Consider the following 20,354-nt stretch of genomic DNA (forward strand, 5'->3'; position numbering starts at 1 on the left):
AGGAGTAGGCGTGAAGGGCAAGATCATCTTCGTGGCAGGAGCCGCAGCCGGATACGTGCTGGGAGCACGCGCGGGCCGCAAGCGGTACGAGCAGATCGCCGCGGCGGCGAACCGGTTCTGGCAGACCCAGCCGGTGCAGGATGTCGCGGGAGCGGTCGGCGGAGCGGCGAAGCAGCAGCTCGGCACCGTCTCGGACAAGGCGTACGAGATCGTGCGCACGGTCGTCTCGAAGGCCGTCGCCGGCGGGAAGAAGTCGCAGGGCGCGAGCGACGCCGAGGCCACCGCCGCAGCACGCCGCGCGGCCGCCAAGGTCGACGAGGCCGCGGCCTCGGCCGGCTCGGGAGGATCGGCGTCGTCGACCTCCACGAGCAAGGCGTAGTTCTCATCCGCTCGGCCCCATCGACCGGTGCCGGGCCGGCACGTCCCGACCTCGAGGAGCCCCCGTGGTGAACGAACGCAATCCGAAGAACGCCCGATCACTGGGCGAGCTCGTCGGCGACCTCCCGGGGCTCGTCATCGAGCTCGTGAAGGCCGAGCTCGCCTCCCTGAAGAACGAGCTGTCCGGCAAGGCGAAGAGCGCGGGCCTCGCGGTCGCCCTGTTCGCCGTCGCGGCCTTCCTCCTCCTGACCGCCTGGGCCACCCTGGTGACCTTCGCGATCATCGGCATCTCGTCGTGGCTGCCCGCGTGGCTGTCGGCGCTGATCGTCACCGTGTTCTTCCTCGTCGTGGCCGTCGTGCTCGCGCTGGTCGGCGTCAAGTCGATCAAGAAGGCCGTCCCGCCCGTTCCGCAGGACTCGATCGAGAGCATCAAGAAGGACGTCCAGGCGTTCAAGGGAGTCGGCACTTATGACCACTGACGTGAGCACCACCACCCCCCGCTTCGTCGACCCGGCCCAGCTGAAGCCCGACCAGCTGAAGGCCGACATCGAGCGCGCCCGCCAGGAGCTGGCCGCGACGCTCGACGCCATCGAGTTCAAGATCAACGTGCCGCGCAAGGTGAAGAACGCGCAGCGCACCCTGCAGCGGAAGTTCCGGGTCGTCGGCCGGCAGAACCCGTCGGCGCTGATCGCCGTTGCCGCGGGAGTCGCCGCCGCCGTCGGGCTGATCGCCTGGGGCGTCGTCAAGCAGATCACCGAGGACTGAACCCCCTCTCCGAACGGCCGTCCCCACGGGGGCGGCCGTTCGTCGTCCGCTAGCGCGCCGGAGCCCCCGGCGCCAGAGCCGTCGCCGCTTTTGTGCATCCGCACGAGCGGAGGGATGATGGATCAATGACCGATCAGACCGCCGGAACGGCGGGTCCCGTTCAGTCCGCCCGCGAAGAGACCGCTGCCGCTTCCTCGCCGCAGCCCCCCGCCGATCAGGCTCCCGCCGATCAGCCTCTGGGATACACGCTCTGGGCGGTCCTCCGCAGGGATCCCGCACGTCCGCTCAGCCTCTCCGAGGACTCCGCCGCCCCGGCCGCCGAGCAGTACGAGCGCGTCGTCGCGCAGCTCGCGAGCGAGGGCGTCACCGTCCGCGGCACCTACGACGTCTCGGCCCTCCGCGCCGACGCCGACATCATGCTCTGGCTCGTCGGCTCCCAGCCCGAGGAGCTGCAGCGCGGCTACCGCGTGCTGCGACGCACCGACCTCCTGTCGGCCCTGCTGCCCACCTGGAACGCGATGGGCGTGCACCGCGACGCCGAGTTCAGCTCGAACCACCTGCCCGCCTACATGCGCGGCAAGGAGCCGGCGCGCTGGCTCACGGTCTACCCGTTCGTCCGCTCCTACGAGTGGTACATCCTCCCCGAGGAGGAGCGCCGCTCGATGCTCGCCCAGCACGGCCGTCAGGGCTCGCGCTTCCGCTCCGTCCTCACGAACACGGTGGCGTCCTTCTCGCTCGGCGACTACGAGTGGATCCTCGCGCTCGAGGACGAGGAGCTCGTCAATCTGGTCGACCTGATGCGCGACCTGCGCGCCACGGAGGCGCGTCGTCACGTGCGCGAAGAGGTCCCGTTCTTCACCGGTCGGCGTATCGAGGCCGACCAGATCGCAGAGGTGCTCCGATGAGCGACACGATTCCCGACTCCCCGATGAGCGACTCCGGCGTCCTGGTCCGCGGGGCCACCCCGGCCGCCGCATCCGGACCGGAGCACGTCGAGGTGCCCGTCGCGTACGACGCGATCCTGCTCGCCGGCTTCGGTGGACCGGAGGGGCAGGACGACGTCATCCCGTTCCTGCGCAACGTCACCCGCGGCCGCGGGATCCCGGAGGAGCGCCTCGAGGAGGTCGCCCACCACTACCGGCACTTCGGCGGCGTCAGCCCCATCAACGCGCAGAACCGCGCGCTGAAGGCGGCCCTCGAGGTCGAGCTCGAGAAGCGCGGCATCGACCTTCCCGTGATCTGGGGCAACCGCAACTGGGCGCCCTACATGAGCGAGGCGGTGGCGGAGGCGAAGGAGCGCGGCTTCTCGAACCTGATCGCCATCGCGACCAGCGCCTACTCCTCCTTCTCGTCCTGCCGTCAGTACCGCGAGGACTACGCCGCGGCGCTCGACGCCACCGGCCTCGAGGGCGAGCTGCGGATCGACAAGGTGCGCCAGTTCTTCGACCACCCGGGCTTCGTCATGCCGTTCGTCAAGGCCGTGCACGACGGTCTCGAGGAGCTGCAGGGGCGCCTGCCGGGCATCGACCTCACCACCGAGGTGGAGGTGCTGTTCTCGACGCACTCGATCCCGATGGCCGACGCCGAGCGCAGCGGGCCGCACGAGCGCCACGACGACGGCACCGTCGTCGACGTGCACGGCTTCGGCGCGGGCGGCGCCTACGAGGCGCAGCACCTCGCCGTGGCGGAGGTCGTCATGGCGGCCGCCACCACCGAGGACGTGCCGTGGCAGCTCGTCTACCAGTCGCGCTCCGGCCCGCCCACGCAGCCCTGGCTCGAGCCCGACATCAACGACGCGATCGCCGAGCTGCCCGCCCGGGGCCGCAAGGCCGTCCTCATCGTGCCGCTGGGCTTCGTGTCGGACCACATGGAGGTCATGTGGGACCTCGACAACGAAGCGCTCGAGACGTCCGAGGAGAACGGGCTCGTCGCGATCCGCGTGGCGACCCCCGGCACCGACCCGGTCTACGTCGCCGGGCTCGTCGACCTCGTGCTCGAGCGCGTCAACGGCACGCCGACCGAGGAGCGGCCGTCGATGACGGCGCTCGGCCCCTGGTACGACGTCTGCCGTCCCGGTTGCTGCGAGAACGTCCGCGCCGGCTTCAAGCCCGCGCTCGCGGGAGTCGCCCCGTGACGGGAGGCCCTCGATGAGCATCCGGATCGGCACGCGCGCGAGCGCTCTCGCGGTCGCGCAGACGAGCATGACGGCCGACCTCATGTCGGCTGCGGCGGGTGTGCCCGTCGAGCTGGTGCGGATCGAGTCGGACGGCGACCGTATGAAGGGCTCCCTGGCGTCCCTCGGCGGCACCGGGGTCTTCGTGAGCGCGTTGCGCGACGCCCTGCTCGCGGGGCGCTGCGACGCGATCGTGCACTCGCTCAAGGACCTGCCGACCGCGCCGGTCGACGGCCTCCTCCTGGGGGCCGTCCCGGAACGCGAGGACCCGCGCGACGCCCTGTGCGCGCGCGACGGGCGCACCCTCGCGACGCTGCCTCCGGGCGCACGGGTGGGCACGGGATCGCCGCGCCGCCGCGCCGCGCTGCTCGCCGCCCGCCCCGACCTCGAGATCGTGGACATCCGCGGCAACATCGACACGCGCCTGCGCCGGGTGACCGAGGACGGCGACTCCGCACTGGACGCGATCGTCCTCGCCTACTCGGGGCTTCGCCGCCTGGGCCGCACGGAGGCGATCACCGAGCTGCTCGACTTCGGCGTCTCGCCGCACGCGCCCGGTCAGGGCGCGCTTGCGATCGAGGTGCGCGACGAGGAGCCGTCGGACGAGCTGCGCGCGGCCCTCGCGGCCGTCGAGCACACTCCCACGCGAGCCGCGATCACCGCCGAGCGCAGCCTCCTGGCCGCGCTGGAGGCCGGCTGCGCCGCTCCGATCGGGGCCACCGCCGCGGTCGAGGGGGACGAGGTCGTGCTGAGCGGCGTCGTCTTCGCGACGGACGGATCGGCGTCCCTCGCCCGCGAGGTGAGGGAGCGGGTCGGTAACGGTTCCTCCGGCGGAGGTCGACATGTGGCGGATTCGCAGTATGGTGGTCGCGAACTGCCCGTCGTCGAAGCCGCGTTCCGTTGCGGCTCTCTGCTCGCTGACGCGCTTCTCGGTGCGGGTGCCGCCCAACTCGCACCCCTGGGAGCCCCTTCGTGATCGTGCCCGCCGCCTACTCCCAGTGGGAGAAGCCGTTGCAGGGCTGGCGCGTCCTCGTCCCCCGCGGAGGCCCGTGGGGGGACGGCGTCGCCGCAGCTCTCCGCGCCAAGGGAGCCTCGCCCGTCGTCGCTCCCATGATCAACTTCGCGCCGACCGACGACTTCCCCGCGCTCGAGCGGGCGCTCGCCGATCTCGAGGGCGGCGCCTTCGACTGGATGACCGTCACGAGTGCGACGACGGTCGACGTCCTGTCCCTCCTGCGCACCACGGTGCCGCCGTCGACCCGCATCGCGGCGGTCGGCGAGACCACCGCCGCCGCCCTCGTCGCCGCCGGCTACGCCGTCGACCTCGTGCCGTCCGAGGACAACTCCGCCCGCGGTCTCCTGGCCGAGTGGGAGGAGGCGACCGGAGGGAAGCACCCGCTCCGCGTCCTCACGCTGCGCTCCGAGATCGCCAAGCCCCTGCTCACCGAGGGCCTCAAGCGCATCGGCCACGACGTCCGCTCGGTGGTCGCCTACCGCACGGTGGGAGTCCCGGTCGAGGACCGGGTCGTGAACGACGTGGCGAGCGGAGCGGTCCACGCGATCCTCGTCACCTCGGGCAGCGTCGCCGAGCAGGTCCAGCAGCAGCTCGGCCCCGTCCCGGAGTCGACCCTCGTCGCCGCGATCGGCCCGCAGACCGCGAAGGACGCCCGTGCCTCGGGCCTGCGCGTCGACGTCGTCGCCGACGAGCGCTCGGCGTCCTCCCTGATCGAGGCGGTCGCCCGCGTCGCCACGGAGCGCGCGAGCCGCTGAGCCCGGGGCTCCTGCTGGGGCGCCGAGTGGTCCGTTTCGAGGGCACCGCTGCAGAACCTCAGCCAGAAGCGGTGCTCAGCGATGATGGTGGCTGAGGAGTGATCTCAGCTGAGGTCGTGCCGCCGCCTCTGTGCCGGGGTCCACAAGTGCTCTCGTCGCCGGATGAGCGAGACGATCACCGCTTCGGTTCGTGGCCAGTCGTGCATGATCTGGTGGTTGTCGAGCCGAAGGCACAGGTAGCCCTGGGCGGCGAGCTCGAGATCGCGTCGGCGGTCCTCGTGGAACTGCTCGAGCGAGGAGTGGTAGCGGTGGCCGTCGCTCTCGAGGACGAGGCGTTCACCGACGACGGTGTCGACGCGGCCGACCCGAGGGATCGCGACCTGCGAGCGGACCTGGACCCGGAGCCGGCGAGTGCTCACGCGGGTCTTCGTCTCGAGTCCTGACTGGCTCCGTCCGTCGACCCGGTCGAGGAGCAGCTGCTTGCCTATCGGCGCGATCGCCCGGAGCGAAGGGAGCTCCGCCGCAGGCAGCAGGCCGCTGTTCAGAGCGGAGTCGATGGTCGCGTTCGCGTCGTCCTCTCTCGCGCAGGTCATGACGTGCAGGATCGCAGCTCCGATCCCGTCCTGCGAGGCGGATCGGCGGCCTTGTCCGGGCCAGGTCCTCCAGTGGCCGACTTCGCCGGGGCGGAGGTCGTGCACCGACGAACTCCCGAGGGCCACGTGCAGGCGGGGTCGCTCCGTCGTCCAGAGGCCGAGGTGCCGGAGGAGGGCGACGCACGTGAGCACCCCTCCAGCTCGCACGGCCGCGAGCTCTAGTGGGTGCACATCGGCGAGTGCGTACCAGCCGCGCCGGACGCGGAGTACCGCGCGATCGTCGAGAGCGCGCTGGACAACTGATCGCGGGATCCCGGCGGAGACGATGGCGGATGCGGCGGCGAACCCGTCGCCGGAGCGGAGAGGGAGTATGAGCTCGTGCATGCGGGTACCTTGCCGATCCGGTGTGCTGCAGAAGTCGGCTAGGACGTCGTCAGGGGAGGATCCGGGCGCCCTCGACGCTGGGAAGGAGCGGCACAGGACCTGGACCACCTCGACGGCCACGATGACGGCTGAGACCTCTTCCGGCCGATGTCCTGCTCCAGCGGCCGCCGCTCCACGCCGGATTAGGCTGGAGGCATGACCGCCATCCGTCCGCGGCGACTCCGCACCACCCCGGCGATGCGCCGGCTCGTGCAGGAGACCCGCATCCACCCGGCCCAGCTCGTCCTCCCCCTCTTCGTCGCGGAGGGCATCACCGAGGCTCGACCGATCGGGTCGATGCCCGGGGTGATGCACCACTCGCTGGACAGCGTCCGCGGCGCGGTGACGGAGGCGGCCGACGCCGGTCTCGGCGGCGTCATGCTGTTCGGCGTGCCCACCACACGGGACGCGGTCGGATCCGGTGCGACGGACCCCGACGGGATCCTCAACGCCGCCACCCGCGCGGTCGTCGAGGAGGTCGGCGACGCGCTGGTCGTGCAGACCGACCTGTGCCTGGACGAGTTCACCGACCACGGCCACTGCGGGGTGCTCGACGAGCACGGCCGCGTGGACAACGACGCGACTCTCCTCCGCTACGAGGAGATGGCGCTCGCCCAGGCCGAGGCGGGCTCCCACCTGCTCGGCCTCTCGGGGATGATGGACGGCCAGGTCGGCGCGATCCGCGGGGCGCTCGACGAGTCGGGCCATCTCGACACGGCGATCCTCGCCTACTCGGCGAAGTACGCGTCGAGCTTCTACGGGCCCTTCCGCGAGGCGGTGCAGTCGACCCTCGAGGGCGATCGCCGCACGTATCAGCAGGATCCGGCCAACCGCCGCGAGGGACTCCGTGAGGCGACGCTCGACCTCGCCGAGGGTGCGGACGTCGTGATGGTGAAGCCCGCGATGAGCTACCTCGACGTGCTGGCCGATGTCGCCGCCGTCTCGGACGTGCCCGTCTGGGCGTACCAGGTGTCGGGGGAGTACGCGATGATCGAGGCCGCCGCCGCGAACGGCTGGATCTCGCGCGAGCCGGCGATCCTGGAGTCGGTGACGGGGATCCTCCGCGCGGGGGCCGACGCCGTGCTGACGTACTGGGCGGTCGAGATCGCTCGCGATCTGCTGAAGAACTGATCGCTCGCGATCTGCTGAAGCGCTGATCGCTCGGGATCTGCTCGAGCGCTGATCGCGAGCGATCCGCCCGCCGAAGCTCGGCATCTCGTCCGAACGGGAGCGTTCGGCCCGAGCGCCCCGGGCCGCCCGCGTACCCTGGATCCGTGACCACCTCGGCGAACGACACCCTGTACGAGCGTGCCCGCCACGCGATCCCCGGCGGCGTGAACTCGCCCGTCCGAGCCTTCCGCTCGGTCGGCGGCACCCCGCGCTTCATGGTCTCGGCGTCGGGCCCGCACATCACCGACGCCGACGGCCGCGAGTACGTCGACCTCGTCTGCTCCTGGGGGCCGGCCGTGCTCGGCCACGCGCACCCCGAGGTCGTCGCGGCGGTGCAGGAGGCGGCCGCACGCGGCCTCTCCTTCGGCGCGTCGACGCCCGCCGAGACAGAGCTCGCCGAGCTCGTCGAGGCGCGGATCACGGCCGGCGGAGTATCGCCGATCGAGAAGCTGCGGCTCGTCTCGACGGGCACCGAGGCCACGATGACCGCGATCCGACTCGCTCGCGGCGTCACCGGCCGCGACCTGCTGATCAAGTTCTCGGGCCACTACCACGGCCACTCCGACGGCCTCCTCGCCGACGCGGGCTCGGGTCTGGCGACCTTGTCGCTGCCCGCCTCGGCCGGAGTGACGGCCGCGACGGCCGCGCAGACGATCGTCCTGCCCTACAACGACCTCGACGCCGTGCGCGCCGTCCTCGCCGAGCGCGGCTCCGAGATCGCCGCGGTGATCACCGAGGCCGCGGCCGCCAACATGGGCGTCGTCGCTCCCGAGGCGGGCTTCAACGCGGCCCTCGCCGAGCTGGTGCACGCGAACGGCTCGCTGCTCATCATGGACGAGGTGCTCACCGGCTTCCGAGTGAGCGCCGGCGGCTGGTGGGGGCTCGAGAACCGGGCGTCCGAGACGCCGTACCGCGCCGATCTCTACACGTTCGGCAAGGTCATCGGAGGCGGCATGCCAGTCGCCGCGCTCGGCGGCCGCGCGGACGTGATGGACCATCTCGCTCCGCTGGGCCCGGTGTACCAGGCGGGGACCCTGTCGGGGAACCCGGTCGCCGTCGCGGCGGGCATCCGCACCCTGCAGCTCGCCGACGACGCGGTCTACGCCGCTCTCGACGCGACCGCGGCGACGCTGCAGCGCGAGGTGTCGGCGGCGCTGTCGGCCGAGGGCGTGGCGCACACGGTCCAGACGGCGGGCAACCTGTTCAGCTTCGTCTTCACCGACCTCGGCCGGCCCGTCCGCGACTACGCCGAGGTGCAGGCGCAGGAGGCGTTCCGGTATCCCGCGTTCTTCCACTCGATGCTCGACTCCGGAGTCTCGCTCCCGCCGTCGGTGTTCGAGGCGTGGTTCGTCTCGGCCGCGCACGACGACGCGGCGATCGACCGCATCGTCGGAGCGCTGCCGGCCGCGGCGAAGGCGGCGGCGGCAGCACGCGCGTAGAGGGGACGGCGCGAGCCGCCCCCTCCGGTCTCAGCGGCGCGAGACCGACTTCGGCAGCACGAACACCAGGGCGAAGGCCGCGACCGCCATCAGCGTGCTGAGGAGCATCGCGGGCGCCGCGGCGTCGAGGAATCCGGACGCCACGGTGTCCGGCCCGGTGATGACGAGCCCGCCGAACAGCACGCTGCCGATCACGGCGATGCCGACGGCCGAGCCGATGCGCTGGATGGCCGAGATCACTCCGCTGGCCGCTCCGGCGTCCTGCGGATCGACGGTCGCGACGATGAACTGGACGTTCGGGGCGATGAAGAAGCCGTTGCCGAGCCCGGCGATCAGCAGCGGAGCGAGCAGCTGCCAGTTGGTGATCGAGTCGGGAGTCGCCGTGAGGAGCACGAGCCACACCCAGGCGAGGCCGATGGCGAGGAGCCCGCTGCCCATGACCAGGACGTTGCGGCCGAGCCGCGCGGTCATCCGGTTGCTCTGCGACGAGCTGATGATGCTGCCGATCGCGAAGGGGATCGAGACCAGCCCCGACTCGAGCGCGGTGTGCCCGAGGCCCGACTGCCAGAGCAGCGAGATGGTGAAGAAGATGCTCGTGAAGGCCGCGAAGTAGACCAGCGCCAGGATCACGCCGCCGGTGAAGGCGGGGTGGCGGAACAGCGACGGAGGCACGAGGGGAGTGCGGCCGCGGCGGACGTAGAGGACCTCCCAGGCGCCGAACGCCGCGAGCAGGACGACTCCGCCGACGATCGAGAGGATCGTCCAGAGCGGCCAGCCCTCGTCCTCCCCCTGGATGAGCGGCACCAGCAGGGCGACCAGACCACCCGACACGAGCACGAGGCCGAGCCAGTCGACACCGCCGCTCGGTGCGCGATCGCCCGACTCGAGCTCGCGGCGTGCGGGGAGCAGGCGTGCCGCGGCGATCAGCGTCACGATGCCGATCGGCAGGTTGACCCAGAACACCAGGCGCCAGCCGTTCTCGTCGCCGAACGCCTGGATGATGAGTCCGCCGATGATCGGCCCGAGCGCCGACGAGACGCCGAGGACGGCGCCCATGATCGCGAAGGCCTTGCCGCGCGCGGGTCCGCGGAAGAGCAGCTGGATGTACGCGTTGACGGCCGGCACGAACATGCCGCCGGCGAGGCCCTGCACGACGCGCGCGACGACGAGCTGCAGGTCGTCGGCAGCGAGTCCGCACGCGAAGCTCGCGACGGTGAACAGCGCGACTCCGCTGACGAAGACCCACTTGTGGCCGAAGCGGTCGCCGAGGCGCCCGGAGGGGATGAGGGCGAGCCCGAACGCGAGCGCGTAGCCCGAGATGATCCACGACAGCGTCGACTCGGAGGCGTCGAGGGTGGTGCGGATGGTCGGCAGCGCGACGTTGACGATCGTGGTGTCGAGCAGCGCGATGAACATGCCCGCCAGCAGGACGACCAGCGAGCGCCACGCGCGCCGGTCGGGGGCGGGATGGGCGCCCGTCGCGCCGCGGTCGGTCGACGTCTCGGTCATGGGAGGGGCCTTTCGAGCGGAGGGGGGGCGCGGAGGGGAGCGACGGGCCGCGGGGGCACGGCGGCACAACCTGCGAACTCTCGCAGACGCAGCCGCGCTTCCCCGAGCCGCCGTCTGTGCACGCCCTCAGATCCGTGGCCCGCGCGCGAGGGTCAGCGGGCGCGCTCGGCGAGGCGCGCGCAGTCGATGCAGAGCTCGGCGGTCGGGCGGGCGGCGAGTCGATCGGCGCCGATCGGGCGCCCGCACCGGAGGCAGTCGCCGTAGGCCCCCTGCCCGACCCGGCGGCGGGCGTCGGCCAGCTCGCGCTCGGACCGCATCAGAGCGTCGCGCACCCCGGCCATCCGCGACCACTCCGCCGAGAGCGGGGTGCCCTCGGGATCGTGCTCGTCGTCGGCCGTGCCGTCGCCGCGCGCGAGCAGCAGCTCGGCCAGCGCCTCGTCGAGCCGGACGGCCTTGCTGCGCGCCTCGGCCTGACGCTCGGCGAGCAGCGCGTCGAGCCGGCGCAGCTCCTCCTGGTCCATCGGCATCCCACCATGGTCGCACCGGCCGCACGATCCGTTCCCCCGACGGCACCGCGACTCGGGGCAGACTAGAGGCATGCCCGTCGTGACCGTGCTCCCCGACCGCCTCGAACTGCGCCTGACGAGGGCCGAGCGACTGCTCGCCTTCCACCGCGGCGACGTCGTGATCGACCGATCGAGCATCCGCTCCGCGACCGTCACCGAGGATCCCTGGATCTGGGTCCGCGGCATCCGCGCCCCGGGCACCGCCGTGCCGCTGACCATCGCCGCCGGCACGTGGAAGTTCCACGGCGGCAAGGACTTCCTGCTCATCAAGCGCACCGCGTCGGCCGTCGTGCTCGACCTCGTCGACGAGGACTGGTCGCGCCTGATCATCAGCACGAAGCACGCCCCTGAGCTCATCGCGGCCCTGCAGCTCGGGCCGACGACGGCGGCGATCCCGATCATCGAGACGGACGACCTGGTCGTGGTGCCCGAGGTGGCGGAGCAGGCCGCGGCCCGGCTCGCCGCGACCGACGACGCCGCCACGGCCCGCGAGACCGAGGCCGTCGGCGCGGCCGACGCGGACCGTCCCGCCGTGCCACCCGCTTCGCCCGCCGAGGACGCGTCGCTCGACACGGAGCAGGCGGTGGCCGAGACGTCCGCCGTGGCCGAGGCGATCGGGGAGGACCCGGCGCCCGCGAAGAAGCCCGCCGCGAAGAGGAAGCCGGCTGTGAAGAAGCCGGCGGCGAAGGCGTCCGCGGAGACCCCCGCCCCGGAGGCACCCGAGGCGACCGCCGTGAAGCCCCGCGCCCGCACCCCGCGCCCCGACTCCTCCATGGGACACGCCTCCGCCGAGCCCAGCGGAGCCACCGAGGCCGCCGAGTAGCGCCTCCGGCCTCGCGAGCGGCCCTCAGAGCTTCAGCCGCACCGCCGTCTCGAGTGCCGCCTCGATGCTCAGCCGCCAGCCCTGCGCCAGCCGGTCCTTCGTGCCCGAGTAGAGGCTCGCTCCGTCGACCAGGTTGCTGGAGCACGCGCAGACCATGCCCGCCCGGAGCCCGCGCAGCCGCGCGACGACGTACAGCGCGCTCGACTCCATCTCGACGTTCAGGACCCCGTGCCGCTCGAGCGTCGCGATCCACTCCGGAGTCTCGGCGTAGAACGCGTCGTCGCTCGCGTTAGCATCTGACAGTGAGCACTCTTCGAGTCGGCATCTACGCCCGCGTCTCCGTCGTCAAGGCGAAGGACGGTAAGACCGAGTACGACTCCTCCGGCTCCATTGAGAGTCAGCTAGCGGTATGCAGGGGCCTAGCTTCGAGCCACGGAGCAACGGAAGTGCAGGAGTTCGTGGACTCCGGCGTCAGTGGCTTCTCTGGTGGTCGTCGTCCTGGGTTTTCGGCTCTTCTCGCCGCGCTCGACTGCGGAGAACTTGATCTAGTCGCGACGAGACACATGGACCGCCCTGCCCGCAACGAGCAGGAGGCTGACCTTTTCCGCTACGCACTGACACGGGCGAAGGTGCCGGTAGTCACTCAGGGGGGAACCCTGGTGGAGCCGTGGACGGCGTCAGGTGGACTCGTCGCGAAGATGACAGCCGCCGTTGCCGAGTACGAGTCAGTTCTAAAGTCAGAGCGTCTACTCAACCACTACGACCGTCTGCGATCCGCTGGCCGTCTCACTGCGTCTCAAAAGGTATTTGGGTACGCCGCCGACGGCCTCGCCCTCGATCCCGTGGAGGCAGACGAGATACGCAAGATGTACAAGACGATCCTGTCGGGCGGCACGATCTACAGCATTCTGACCGACCTCAACAGTCGCGGAGTCCCTACAGCAGGGAAGGCCGACAGGTGGAGTCACGCCGCCGTCGTATCCGTCCTCCGTAGACCTAAGAATGCCGGTTTGGTCCGTCTCCCCGACAAGATCGAGAGGACAACGGACAACAGGCGTAGGAAGATTCCTCAGCCCGGTTACGTCGAGGGCATCGTCGGTGCCTGGGAGCCCATCGTGTCAAAGGACGAGTACGACGCCGTAATGGCGATCCTGGGGGACCCGAAGCGGAAGACGGGACCGGGGAGCAAGCCGAGGTACCTCCTCGCGGGGATCATCCGTTGTGGCACTTGTGGAGCACCCCTCCGATCCTCGAATAGTACAACCAATGCCGACAAGACAGCCAAGATTGGAACGTACCGATGCCGCTCTCATGCGGCAGGCGACACTCGTAAGCACACCGCTATACAGATACATATTGCTGATCGGGTTGGACGAGAAGCTATCGCAGCCGCGTTCCTCTTCGGATCAAAGGAGTTGCTACCGAAGTCCGAAGATGCCAGCACTCAGAATCTTACTGTTGAGCTTTCGAAGGTACGCGAGGAGTATCAAGAAGCATTCAAGTTCGCCGTTCAGCTCAAAAATACCGGAGCCGACTCCCTAGTGTATCTAAACCAGCTCGCAGCGCAGGAGCAAGCGCTAGAAGTAAAAATAGCCGAACAGCAGAGGGAGTCCGCGAGCCGTGTTCTCCTAGTGGACCTTCGAGAAGGACTCTTTAAGCCGGGCACGATCAAAATATCTGAGGTCGCGGACACTAAGAAGAAACTTATCCAGCGGCTTGAAGGCTTACCGATTGAGACGCAGCGGGAACTGGCTCGCCAGTTCTTAGAAGTGAAGGTTTCTCTTTCTGGTAAGGGTGCTAGTCGAGTGCAGGTGCATCACAAGATCGTGAAGACCCTAAACGGTGAAGAAAAGTATCCGGACGATCTGCCAGAAATTGATCTCCATGCAGAAAAGTGGAAGTCTCAGGATGCCACGTAAGAGACTTTTTGCCATTCGGTAAGCATCTGTGTCAGATCGACCCCTTCGGCCCGCAGATCGCCACACAGGGCCGATAACGCCTGTTTTAGAGAGACTCTCATGTTAAACTGGCTTCATGGATGACGTTCTGCAGGAATATAGCCCGACACAGGCTGACCTAAACCTTTTGGAAGCCTTTTACGGGGCTGTAGCGATTGACCCGAGCTACGTTATTGCGGTGGCACGAGACGCCGGAAAACTTAAGACTCGGAGAACCGCGGCTATTGAGCGGCGGAGAGTCAATGGAAAGTTCGCCGTGAACTGACACCCTGCCACAACCGATAGTATTAACGTGTTAGTGGTGCTGTGGTTTTCGTAGGAGTAGAGCACAGCACTATTGACGCGAGGCCCCCGATCAGTTTTTCATAGTCTCTGATCCGGGGGCCTTCTTTATGTTAGAATAAATGTGGTTCTCCACCAAAGCTAAGGCCCCGCTTCTGTTCACTCTTTTCCAGAAGCGGGGCCTTTGTCATTTCTAAAAATAGTGGCTCCAGCGAGAAAGTATCTTCTCATCGTTGGGAATACTTTAGTGCGATCCTCTCGTTATGCCGATGGTACAAGTAGCGAAAGGATATTCAATGGCACGCACACCCATCTACGACCCCCAGGTACTTACTCGACCTGATATTTTCGGCTTGTCGGTTTCAAAGACAATGAAAGTCTTGAAGCTGAGCCAAGCCACTGTCTTTAGGTACCGTCGCATCCTGCGTGAGCAGAACATTAGTTACAAGTAAACAATGGGTTGGAGAACCTCATGCAGACGATACAGAACGACTTTCAAGACCTTCTAGAGGGTGGACACTTCTTCCTAAATGGAGTGGAAGTAGAGGGATCAAATAACCTAGTTATCCCAGATACTACCTCCACTGATCCTTCTCTCTCCTCTTCTTCCTCCGTATCACTCAGTAAGAAGATTGATGTAGCTACTCTCTCTTCTACTTTTAGAGAAGACTGGCCTACTCGGAGAGATTACACAGCTAAAGCAAAGTCCTCTGAATTTAACAATCAACTCTTTAGCTTCCTTCTGAGCACCGGACTCCATTACCTCAACGAGAGACTTATGTACGACTTGGATAACACAGAACTTGTTTCTACTATTCACGACCTTGAAGGGATGCTCTTTGAGGTCTGCATGCACAGAGGCTACAAAGACTTCTTCCCTGACTACGACCACAACTCTGCAGGCTCAGACAAGTATCACCGCATTAGCTACAGCAAACTGGACGAGATGATCCGGGATGCTTCCGAAAAGGTAATGCTCCGTTGGTCCTCCACCTACGTCAGCGAGGCACCCGCTAGAGGGCGTCTAGGAGGCTTGAAGAGCGTCAGACCGCCCCAGTACACCCCTGAGCACTTACGACCGTTCCTGGGGCTATCTGTGGCCGCTCAGGCCCAGGCTGTGGGATGTTCCACGGCCACCGTCAAGCGCTTACGTGCTCAGCTACGCCAGGAGACCCAAAAGTAGAAATAGCGGCTGTGACCAGAAACACCATTGAGTTTTCGATGTGTCGATAGTAATAGAGAAGAAAGGAGAAAGCTTATGAGTTTAGGCAGAAGATGTTCCGTATGTTCCTCACTGAACAGGGACAACATCAATAATGCCGTGCTCGACCAGACAGATTCATACCGACGCATAGCGACGCAAAATGATTTTTCTGAGGCTGCTCTCCGCCGTCACGTTCGTAACCATCTCCATGCGGACATAAGAAGTTCTAGACGGATCAGTAATACAAATGGACCCGGTGACTTCGGAACAAGACTCCTCAGCATTGCGGACAATCTCGCGGAAACACGGGAAGCAGCGCAGGAGCAAAACAATTTCTCAGCGTCAATTAAAGCTTCTCTTGCGGAAGCTCAGCTCTTGAATCTTCTTTTGACCCGTTTAGGAATTAGGGATACGGACTCGCTTGAACTCGTCTCGGATGCTCAAAAGCTTGCAGGCGTCCTATTATCCGTCGCACCACAATTACCTAATGAATTGATACTAGAAATAGCGTCAAAGCTCGACCAACAGGATGCATCCCAAGACCTAGTGGAAGCATTCAAGACCCTCACCAACAACACCAAGGAATTAGAATGAGCAAGACAGACATAAACGAGAATCTAGAGGTCGCCCCTGTAGAAGATATCGAGACTGAGGCAGTTGAAGAGGTTCTCGTAGAAGATGTTTCAGATGAAATCCTTGTCCACTTCTATCAGGGAGTTTCGATTCCCAATCCCGCTAGCCCAATGGGAAAGCCTCTTACTTTTGGACGTGGACAAGAAGTAGTTCTTACTCCAGACCTACTGGACGAGCTTAAAGATAGATTCGGGAACTTCCCTGCGTGGGTCGAGAATCTTGCAGAGCCTGATCCTTTTGCAGAAGAAGAGCCTATCGCGGCCCTAGGGAGTTGGCCGGAGGACAAGAGCCCATTTATCCGCGGGGAGCTTGCCTGGCTAGACGAGCGCCGCCGCCGTTTGGGTGCAGCTTTAGATATTGCCGATCCCATTGAGAGGCAAAAGGCAGTTGTCGCAATCAACCGCGAGCTGGGTCTAGCCGTTCCTGACAACCACAACGTCTACAATTACTAAAGGACGATGATGACTAGTCCGAACTTAGAGATACAAAATACTCGATTCGCTGACGCCGTAGCTACATATCTTTCTGCTTTTGGATTGCCGGTAACTGCACGCCAAAAGAAGAAACAGGGCACCTTAGCAAAGTCTTTCTTAGAGGAAGAGCTGGCCGAACTAGGTGATATTTACGGCCTAAAGAACTTTAGTTTTATAGTAAATGCAGTGAGACGATTTCGCCCGGGGACCTACGTACCCCTGGCAACAGGGACAGCACGTCTCGACGGCAAGAGATACGGGATTTATATCCAGCAGGCCCCTGACGCCCCTCTCAGCGGATCGCACGTGACGATGAGCCTGGACAGTTTTGCGGAGATTGCCGCCCGTCTGGAAGCTGCGGAGAAGTGATTGCGGTCTATCCGACACCGGGAAGCGTCAAGTTCGAGGTTGCCGCGGGGAGTGTCGGGCAGGTCGATCCTGAGGCTCGTCTTTTGTGGATTATGGAGCCCGGTAATAATATTCGTGCCTTCTCACAAGTGCATGAAGTGGACGTTCCTCAGGGAATCGCCCTCAGCATGTTGGAGAAGTTCGGCGTGCAGGTCGATCCTGAGCCCGTAGAGGAGACTCCTCACGTCGAGCCCTGGAAGATCACTCAGAAGCCTGAGCGCTACAGGAGGCACCATTGGGCAGTTGTCTTCTATGAGAAGTACACCGTTGCTCTACCTGTTGGTTCTCGCTTCAGAACTAGCCCGCGCGGCGTGATCGTTGCGCTTCCCAACGGTGGAGCCCGTCTCTTCGGGCCACAGGGGCCAGTACGCCTGACTAGCTCCGATGAGAAAGCTTTAGCTAGCTCGGTCCCTCTCAGTCTCCGTCGCCGGTGAGCCCCGGTCCTGCCGTCAACATCGCGCACTCATCCACCTTTCCGTGGGCTTTGGCCTCTCCACCGGGGTGCGCGATGTTGTCGGGGGGTCCGGACCTCCACGGGGGTGACCCTCTCTCTGTTCGATCACCGGGAGGGGGTCACCGTCCCCCATTCGGGGAGTATCAAGTGCATGCCAGTTGAGACGGTCCTACTAGGAGGAGAATCAGTCTCAGCCGGAAGCGGATCACGTCACAATCTCAGCACCTGAGACGGGTGTCAGATGTTGCGTCACAGGAGCAGCAATTGATACTGTTTCCGCATGGAGAACAACACCCCCGCCACTGAGACCGGTTACACCTTCGGTTACCGTCGTGTCAGCTCGGTCAAGCAGTCATACGAGAGGCAGACCTCTGCCCTGCTTGCTGCTGGGGTCCCTGAGGATCGAATCTTTGAGGACAAGATCACGGGTGCCAGGATGGACCGGCCCGGGCTCAATAACCTTTTGAAGGTAGCTCGCAGGGGTGACGTGATCCTCGTCTCCTCACTCGACAGGCTCGGCAGGACTGTGCTCGACACCTTGAAGACGATGGAGTCGCTAGAGGAAAAGGGGATCACCGTTCGCAGCTTGAAGCCGGGTGAGGACTTCTCAGGTGTCACCGGCAGACTGATCAGGAATCTTATGGCGAGCATTGCTCAGTGGGAGAGGGAGAACACCGCTGAGCGTGCAGCCGACGCCAGGGCTGCGAGGAAGGCAGTAGGTACCCTTACAGGCCGTTCTAAGACTGCTACTGCTCCTGACAACGTTGAGAAGATCAGGGCCATGCGCGCCGGGGGCATGACGGTCCCCAAGATCGTGGAGGCGACAGGAGTCAGCCGAGCTAGCGTCTTCCGGGCCCTGAAAGACTAGGGCGCATCTCGGGCGTGTTGGATCGCGCGGGGTGACTAGAGGTTCTTCTTGGGAGAGGGCAGCGTCACCCCGGGAGCGGGCGGAAACATCTTGAACGCTTTATTGATGTAGTCCTGCCGCTCGCTCTTCGACTCCCATACGTTCGGCCACAGGATCAGCCTCCATGCGAGACTGTGATCGTTGAAAGTCGCTGGATCACTGATATTTCTCAAAGGCGTATCTACCGTATAGATATAGGGCGGAGCGGCTGCCATTTGCGCTGCTGCGGTAGTGACTTTAACTTCTAGGATTCGATTATTCAGGTCAGATAAGTCCAGTTTTGTGGGCTTCTTTCCGGCTCCTGCTGAATAGAAGGCCCATAAGAAGTAATCGTCTTCATGTACTCCTCCGGGAACTAAGTCCTCGTGGGCCATGGTATTTCTATAGCGGTTTACTATTACCAATTGTTCTAGAAGACACTGACCGTCTATCCAATCTTTCGGGAAAAGCTTTCTAAGCGTTTCAATCTTGTCATACATCCGCATTGACCGAAACTTCTTTTTCATTTCAGGAAGCTTGTCCGGTGCTGTCCAAAAGGCCAGAGTAGTAATGATCTGGTTATCCAGATAGGTCCATGCCGCGACGAAGGCTCCTATGTGCTCATGGATCACCCGACGCTCTCGCGCTCTCTCCTTCTGCTTCCAGTCGTCTGTGGAGTCAAGGAACGTTTGGTACTCCGGAGTTGGGTCCTGAATCACCCTCTGAACCTACCTGGGAGCGCGTGGACTCCACCAGGAGGAGGGGAAACCCCTGGTCACGGTTTGTATCGGGTGACTTTACGCGGCGAGCGCCGGGAGTGTGTCAGTTGTGAACGCTTCGTCGCTCGCGTTGATGCCGGAGTGCACCGGCACTCCCTCCCGGTCGGCGATCTCGCGCGTTGCCTCCAGCAGCGCCGAGGTGAGCGCCAGATCGGGCACCGCGGGGAAGCCCGGATGCGCGTACGCCGCGCTCGTGCCGTCGTTGCGCAGCGTCCCCTCGCTCACCAGCAGCGCGCCCGGCTCGATGCCGCGCTGCGTCGCCGCCGAGCTCCCGACGCGGATGAACGAGGTCACTCCGACCCGCGCGAGCTCCTCCACCGCGATCGCGGTCGAGGGGCAGCCCATCCCGGTGCTCGTCGCGGTGATCGGATGGCCCTTGTAGGTCCCCGTCATCGTGAGGTGCTCGCGGTTGTGCGCGATCTCGCGCACGTCCTCGAGGAACTCGGCGATCATCGGGACGCGGAACGGGTCGCCCGGGAGGAGGGCGACGGTCGAGACCTCTCCCGGTGCGATCCCGATGTGGTACTGGCGCTCGCCGAGTCCGGCGGCGCTCTTGTCGACTGCAGTCATGGGCCGACCCTACGCAGACGCTGTTTCGACGCGGTTACCGGCCGCGGTGCGATCGGGAGCCGGCGGATCAGGCCCGCACGTCGACGAGCGTGCGCCCGCGCACCTTCCCGGCGAGCACGTCCCCGGCGATGTCGAGCGCGCCGCTCAGCGACACCGTCGAGGTGAGCCCGTCCAGCAGCTCGAGGTCGAGGTCGTGCGCCAGCCTGCGCCAGGCCTCCTCGCGGAGCTTCCGCGGCGCCTCGACCGAGTCGACCCCCGCGAGCGTCACTCCGCGCAGGATGAACGGCATCACCGTCGTCGGCAGGTCGGCCCCCTGCGCGAGTCCGCACGCGGCGACCGCGCCGCCCCGGCGGGTCTGCGCGAGCACGTTCGCGAGCGTGTGCGAGCCGACGGAGTCGACCGCCCCGGCCCAGCGCTCGGACTGCAGCGGCTTCCCCGCCTCCTGCAGCTCCGCGCGGTCGATCACCTCGGCGGCCCCGAGGCGGCGCAGGAAGTCGCCCTCCTCGACCGCTCGACCCGACGACGCCACGACCTCGTGGCCGAGGCGCGCGAGCAGGGCGACGGCGAGGGAGCCGACCCCTCCCGCCGCGCCCGTCACCAGGACGGGACCGGAACCCGGGCGGGCGCCGTGCTTCTCGAGTGAGAGTACCGCCAGCATCGCGGTGAACCCGGCCGTGCCGATCGCGCCGGCCCGGGCCGGCGAGATCGCCCCCGGCAGACGCAGCAGCGAGGCGGAGTCGACCCGGGCGCGCTCGGCGAGCCCGCCGTCCACGCGCTCGCCGAGGCCGGCGCCGGTGAGCACGACCCGGTCGCCGGAGTCGAAGCGCTCGGCCGCCGCGCCGTCCGCGTACTCGACGGTGCCGACGAGGTCGATCCCGGCCACCAGCGGCGGTCGCCGGACGACTCCGGGCCGCCCGGCGAGCGCGAGGGCGTCCTTGTAGTTGACGCTCGAGTACTCCACCGCGATCACCACGTCGCCGTGCGACCGATCGGGTTCGTCGCGCTCGATCAGCGCGGCGCGGTTCGGGGTGTCGGTGTCGGAGGCGTCATGCTGCTCGACGACGATGGCTCGGTACATGGGCCCACGCTACGCCCGGG

24 protein-coding genes are annotated in these 20,354 nt (G+C 66.2%); 17 read left to right on the forward strand and 7 right to left on the reverse strand.

Going from position 1 to position 20,354, the window contains the following annotated elements; translation table 11 throughout:
- Positions 1–10 precede the first annotated feature (10 nt).
- The 7 genes from C1I63_RS20120 to C1I63_RS08245 all read left to right on the forward strand — a co-directional run bounded on the left by C1I63_RS20120 (position 11) and on the right by C1I63_RS08245 (position 5,086).
- Complete coding sequence (locus tag C1I63_RS20120; protein ID WP_055786438.1) at positions 11–379, forward strand: hypothetical protein; 369 nt, start codon at positions 11–13, stop codon at positions 377–379.
- A 67-nt stretch (positions 380–446) separates the two neighbouring features.
- Complete coding sequence (locus tag C1I63_RS20125; protein ID WP_243591236.1) at positions 447–857, forward strand: phage holin family protein; 411 nt, start codon at positions 447–449, stop codon at positions 855–857.
- A gap of 1 nt (position 858) precedes the next feature.
- The gene (locus C1I63_RS08225; RefSeq protein WP_244907008.1) at positions 859–1,143 is read left to right on the forward strand and encodes a DUF3618 domain-containing protein; all 285 of its coding nucleotides are present in this window, start codon (positions 859–861) and stop codon (positions 1,141–1,143) included.
- Between the two features lie 125 nt (positions 1,144–1,268).
- Positions 1,269–2,048, forward strand: coding sequence for a hydrogen peroxide-dependent heme synthase (gene hemQ, locus C1I63_RS08230; RefSeq protein WP_107574468.1), 780 nt, complete (start codon positions 1,269–1,271; stop codon positions 2,046–2,048).
- On the forward strand, positions 2,045–3,277 hold the full coding sequence (locus C1I63_RS08235) for a ferrochelatase (RefSeq protein ID WP_244907009.1): 1,233 nt from the start codon (positions 2,045–2,047) through the stop codon (positions 3,275–3,277). Before hemQ ends, C1I63_RS08235 begins: the two co-directional genes overlap by 4 nt.
- 13 nt (positions 3,278–3,290) lie before the next feature.
- Positions 3,291–4,292 carry a hydroxymethylbilane synthase gene (hemC, locus tag C1I63_RS08240; RefSeq protein WP_107574469.1) on the forward strand — a complete coding sequence of 334 codons (1,002 nt, stop codon included), beginning with the start codon at positions 3,291–3,293 and terminating at the stop codon, positions 4,290–4,292.
- Positions 4,292–5,086: a uroporphyrinogen-III synthase gene (locus C1I63_RS08245; RefSeq protein ID WP_107575789.1), complete on the forward strand. Its 795-nt coding sequence runs from the start codon at positions 4,292–4,294 to the stop codon at positions 5,084–5,086. The genes hemC and C1I63_RS08245 overlap by 1 nt, the downstream gene beginning before the upstream one ends.
- 104 nt (positions 5,087–5,190) lie before the next feature.
- Here C1I63_RS08245 and C1I63_RS19730 read toward each other — a convergent pair whose 3' ends face one another.
- Entirely contained in the window at positions 5,191–5,679 is a 489-nt protein-coding gene (locus C1I63_RS19730) for an endonuclease domain-containing protein (protein ID WP_170116352.1), read from the reverse strand.
- Between the two features lie 579 nt (positions 5,680–6,258).
- On the opposite strand from C1I63_RS19730, the gene hemB reads away from it, so the two are divergent.
- Both hemB and hemL read left to right on the forward strand, forming a co-directional pair.
- The gene (gene hemB, locus C1I63_RS08255) at positions 6,259–7,233 is read left to right on the forward strand and encodes a porphobilinogen synthase (protein ID WP_107574471.1); all 975 of its coding nucleotides are present in this window, start codon (positions 6,259–6,261) and stop codon (positions 7,231–7,233) included.
- 143 nt (positions 7,234–7,376) lie between these two features.
- Complete coding sequence (gene hemL, locus C1I63_RS08260) at positions 7,377–8,711, forward strand: glutamate-1-semialdehyde 2,1-aminomutase (protein ID WP_107574472.1); 1,335 nt, start codon at positions 7,377–7,379, stop codon at positions 8,709–8,711.
- Between the two features lie 30 nt (positions 8,712–8,741).
- Here the strand turns inward: hemL and C1I63_RS08265 are convergent, their stop codons facing one another.
- Both C1I63_RS08265 and C1I63_RS08270 read right to left on the reverse strand, forming a co-directional pair.
- Positions 8,742–10,220 (reverse strand): MFS transporter, encoded by a 1,479-nt coding sequence (locus C1I63_RS08265; protein WP_107574473.1) that lies wholly within the window; start codon positions 10,218–10,220, stop codon positions 8,742–8,744.
- A gap of 152 nt (positions 10,221–10,372) precedes the next feature.
- On the reverse strand, positions 10,373–10,747 hold the full coding sequence (locus C1I63_RS08270; RefSeq protein WP_146168405.1) for a TraR/DksA family transcriptional regulator: 375 nt from the start codon (positions 10,745–10,747) through the stop codon (positions 10,373–10,375).
- A 70-nt stretch (positions 10,748–10,817) separates the two neighbouring features.
- Here C1I63_RS08270 and C1I63_RS19940 point away from each other — a divergent pair, with 70 nt between their 5' ends.
- Complete coding sequence (locus C1I63_RS19940) at positions 10,818–11,609, forward strand: hypothetical protein (protein ID WP_211315599.1); 792 nt, start codon at positions 10,818–10,820, stop codon at positions 11,607–11,609.
- 24 nt (positions 11,610–11,633) lie between these two features.
- On the opposite strand, the gene C1I63_RS08280 is transcribed toward C1I63_RS19940, so the two are convergent.
- Positions 11,634–11,912: a phosphorylase family protein gene (locus C1I63_RS08280; RefSeq protein WP_107574475.1), complete on the reverse strand. Its 279-nt coding sequence runs from the start codon at positions 11,910–11,912 to the stop codon at positions 11,634–11,636.
- Here C1I63_RS08280 and C1I63_RS08285 point away from each other — a divergent pair.
- The 7 genes from C1I63_RS08285 to C1I63_RS08290 all read left to right on the forward strand — a co-directional run bounded on the left by C1I63_RS08285 (position 11,912) and on the right by C1I63_RS08290 (position 17,889).
- Positions 11,912–13,528 (forward strand): recombinase family protein, encoded by a 1,617-nt coding sequence (locus C1I63_RS08285; RefSeq protein WP_107574476.1) that lies wholly within the window; start codon positions 11,912–11,914, stop codon positions 13,526–13,528. The two genes, C1I63_RS08280 and C1I63_RS08285, sit on opposite strands and share 1 nt — an antisense overlap.
- A 115-nt stretch (positions 13,529–13,643) precedes the next feature.
- Entirely contained in the window at positions 13,644–13,832 is a 189-nt protein-coding gene (locus C1I63_RS19735; protein WP_170116353.1) for a hypothetical protein, read from the forward strand.
- A gap of 489 nt (positions 13,833–14,321) precedes the next feature.
- Complete coding sequence (locus C1I63_RS19405) at positions 14,322–15,032, forward strand: hypothetical protein (RefSeq protein ID WP_146168406.1); 711 nt, start codon at positions 14,322–14,324, stop codon at positions 15,030–15,032.
- Between the two features lie 138 nt (positions 15,033–15,170).
- On the forward strand, positions 15,171–15,647 hold the full coding sequence (locus tag C1I63_RS19410; protein ID WP_146168407.1) for a hypothetical protein: 477 nt from the start codon (positions 15,171–15,173) through the stop codon (positions 15,645–15,647).
- A complete protein-coding gene (locus C1I63_RS19415; RefSeq protein ID WP_146168408.1) occupies positions 15,644–16,138 on the forward strand; it encodes a hypothetical protein in 495 nt (164 codons plus the stop codon). Before C1I63_RS19410 ends, C1I63_RS19415 begins: the two co-directional genes overlap by 4 nt.
- Before the next feature lie 9 nt (positions 16,139–16,147).
- Positions 16,148–16,528, forward strand: coding sequence for a hypothetical protein (locus C1I63_RS19420; RefSeq protein ID WP_170116354.1), 381 nt, complete (start codon positions 16,148–16,150; stop codon positions 16,526–16,528).
- Between the two features lie 773 nt (positions 16,529–17,301).
- On the forward strand, positions 17,302–17,889 hold the full coding sequence (locus C1I63_RS08290) for a recombinase family protein (RefSeq protein ID WP_107574477.1): 588 nt from the start codon (positions 17,302–17,304) through the stop codon (positions 17,887–17,889).
- 35 nt (positions 17,890–17,924) lie between these two features.
- Here C1I63_RS08290 and C1I63_RS19425 read toward each other — a convergent pair whose 3' ends face one another.
- The 3 genes from C1I63_RS19425 to C1I63_RS08300 form a co-directional block, all read right to left on the reverse strand.
- A complete protein-coding gene (locus C1I63_RS19425; RefSeq protein ID WP_146168410.1) occupies positions 17,925–18,626 on the reverse strand; it encodes a hypothetical protein in 702 nt (233 codons plus the stop codon).
- A gap of 78 nt (positions 18,627–18,704) precedes the next feature.
- On the reverse strand, positions 18,705–19,256 hold the full coding sequence (locus tag C1I63_RS08295) for a nucleoside phosphorylase (protein ID WP_107574478.1): 552 nt from the start codon (positions 19,254–19,256) through the stop codon (positions 18,705–18,707).
- A 67-nt stretch (positions 19,257–19,323) separates the two neighbouring features.
- Positions 19,324–20,334 (reverse strand): MDR family oxidoreductase, encoded by a 1,011-nt coding sequence (locus C1I63_RS08300; protein ID WP_107574479.1) that lies wholly within the window; start codon positions 20,332–20,334, stop codon positions 19,324–19,326.
- Positions 20,335–20,354: the final 20 nt, after the last annotated feature.

Source organism: Rathayibacter caricis DSM 15933 (genome assembly GCF_003044275.1).
Lineage (GTDB): Bacteria > Actinomycetota > Actinomycetes > Actinomycetales > Microbacteriaceae > Rathayibacter > Rathayibacter caricis.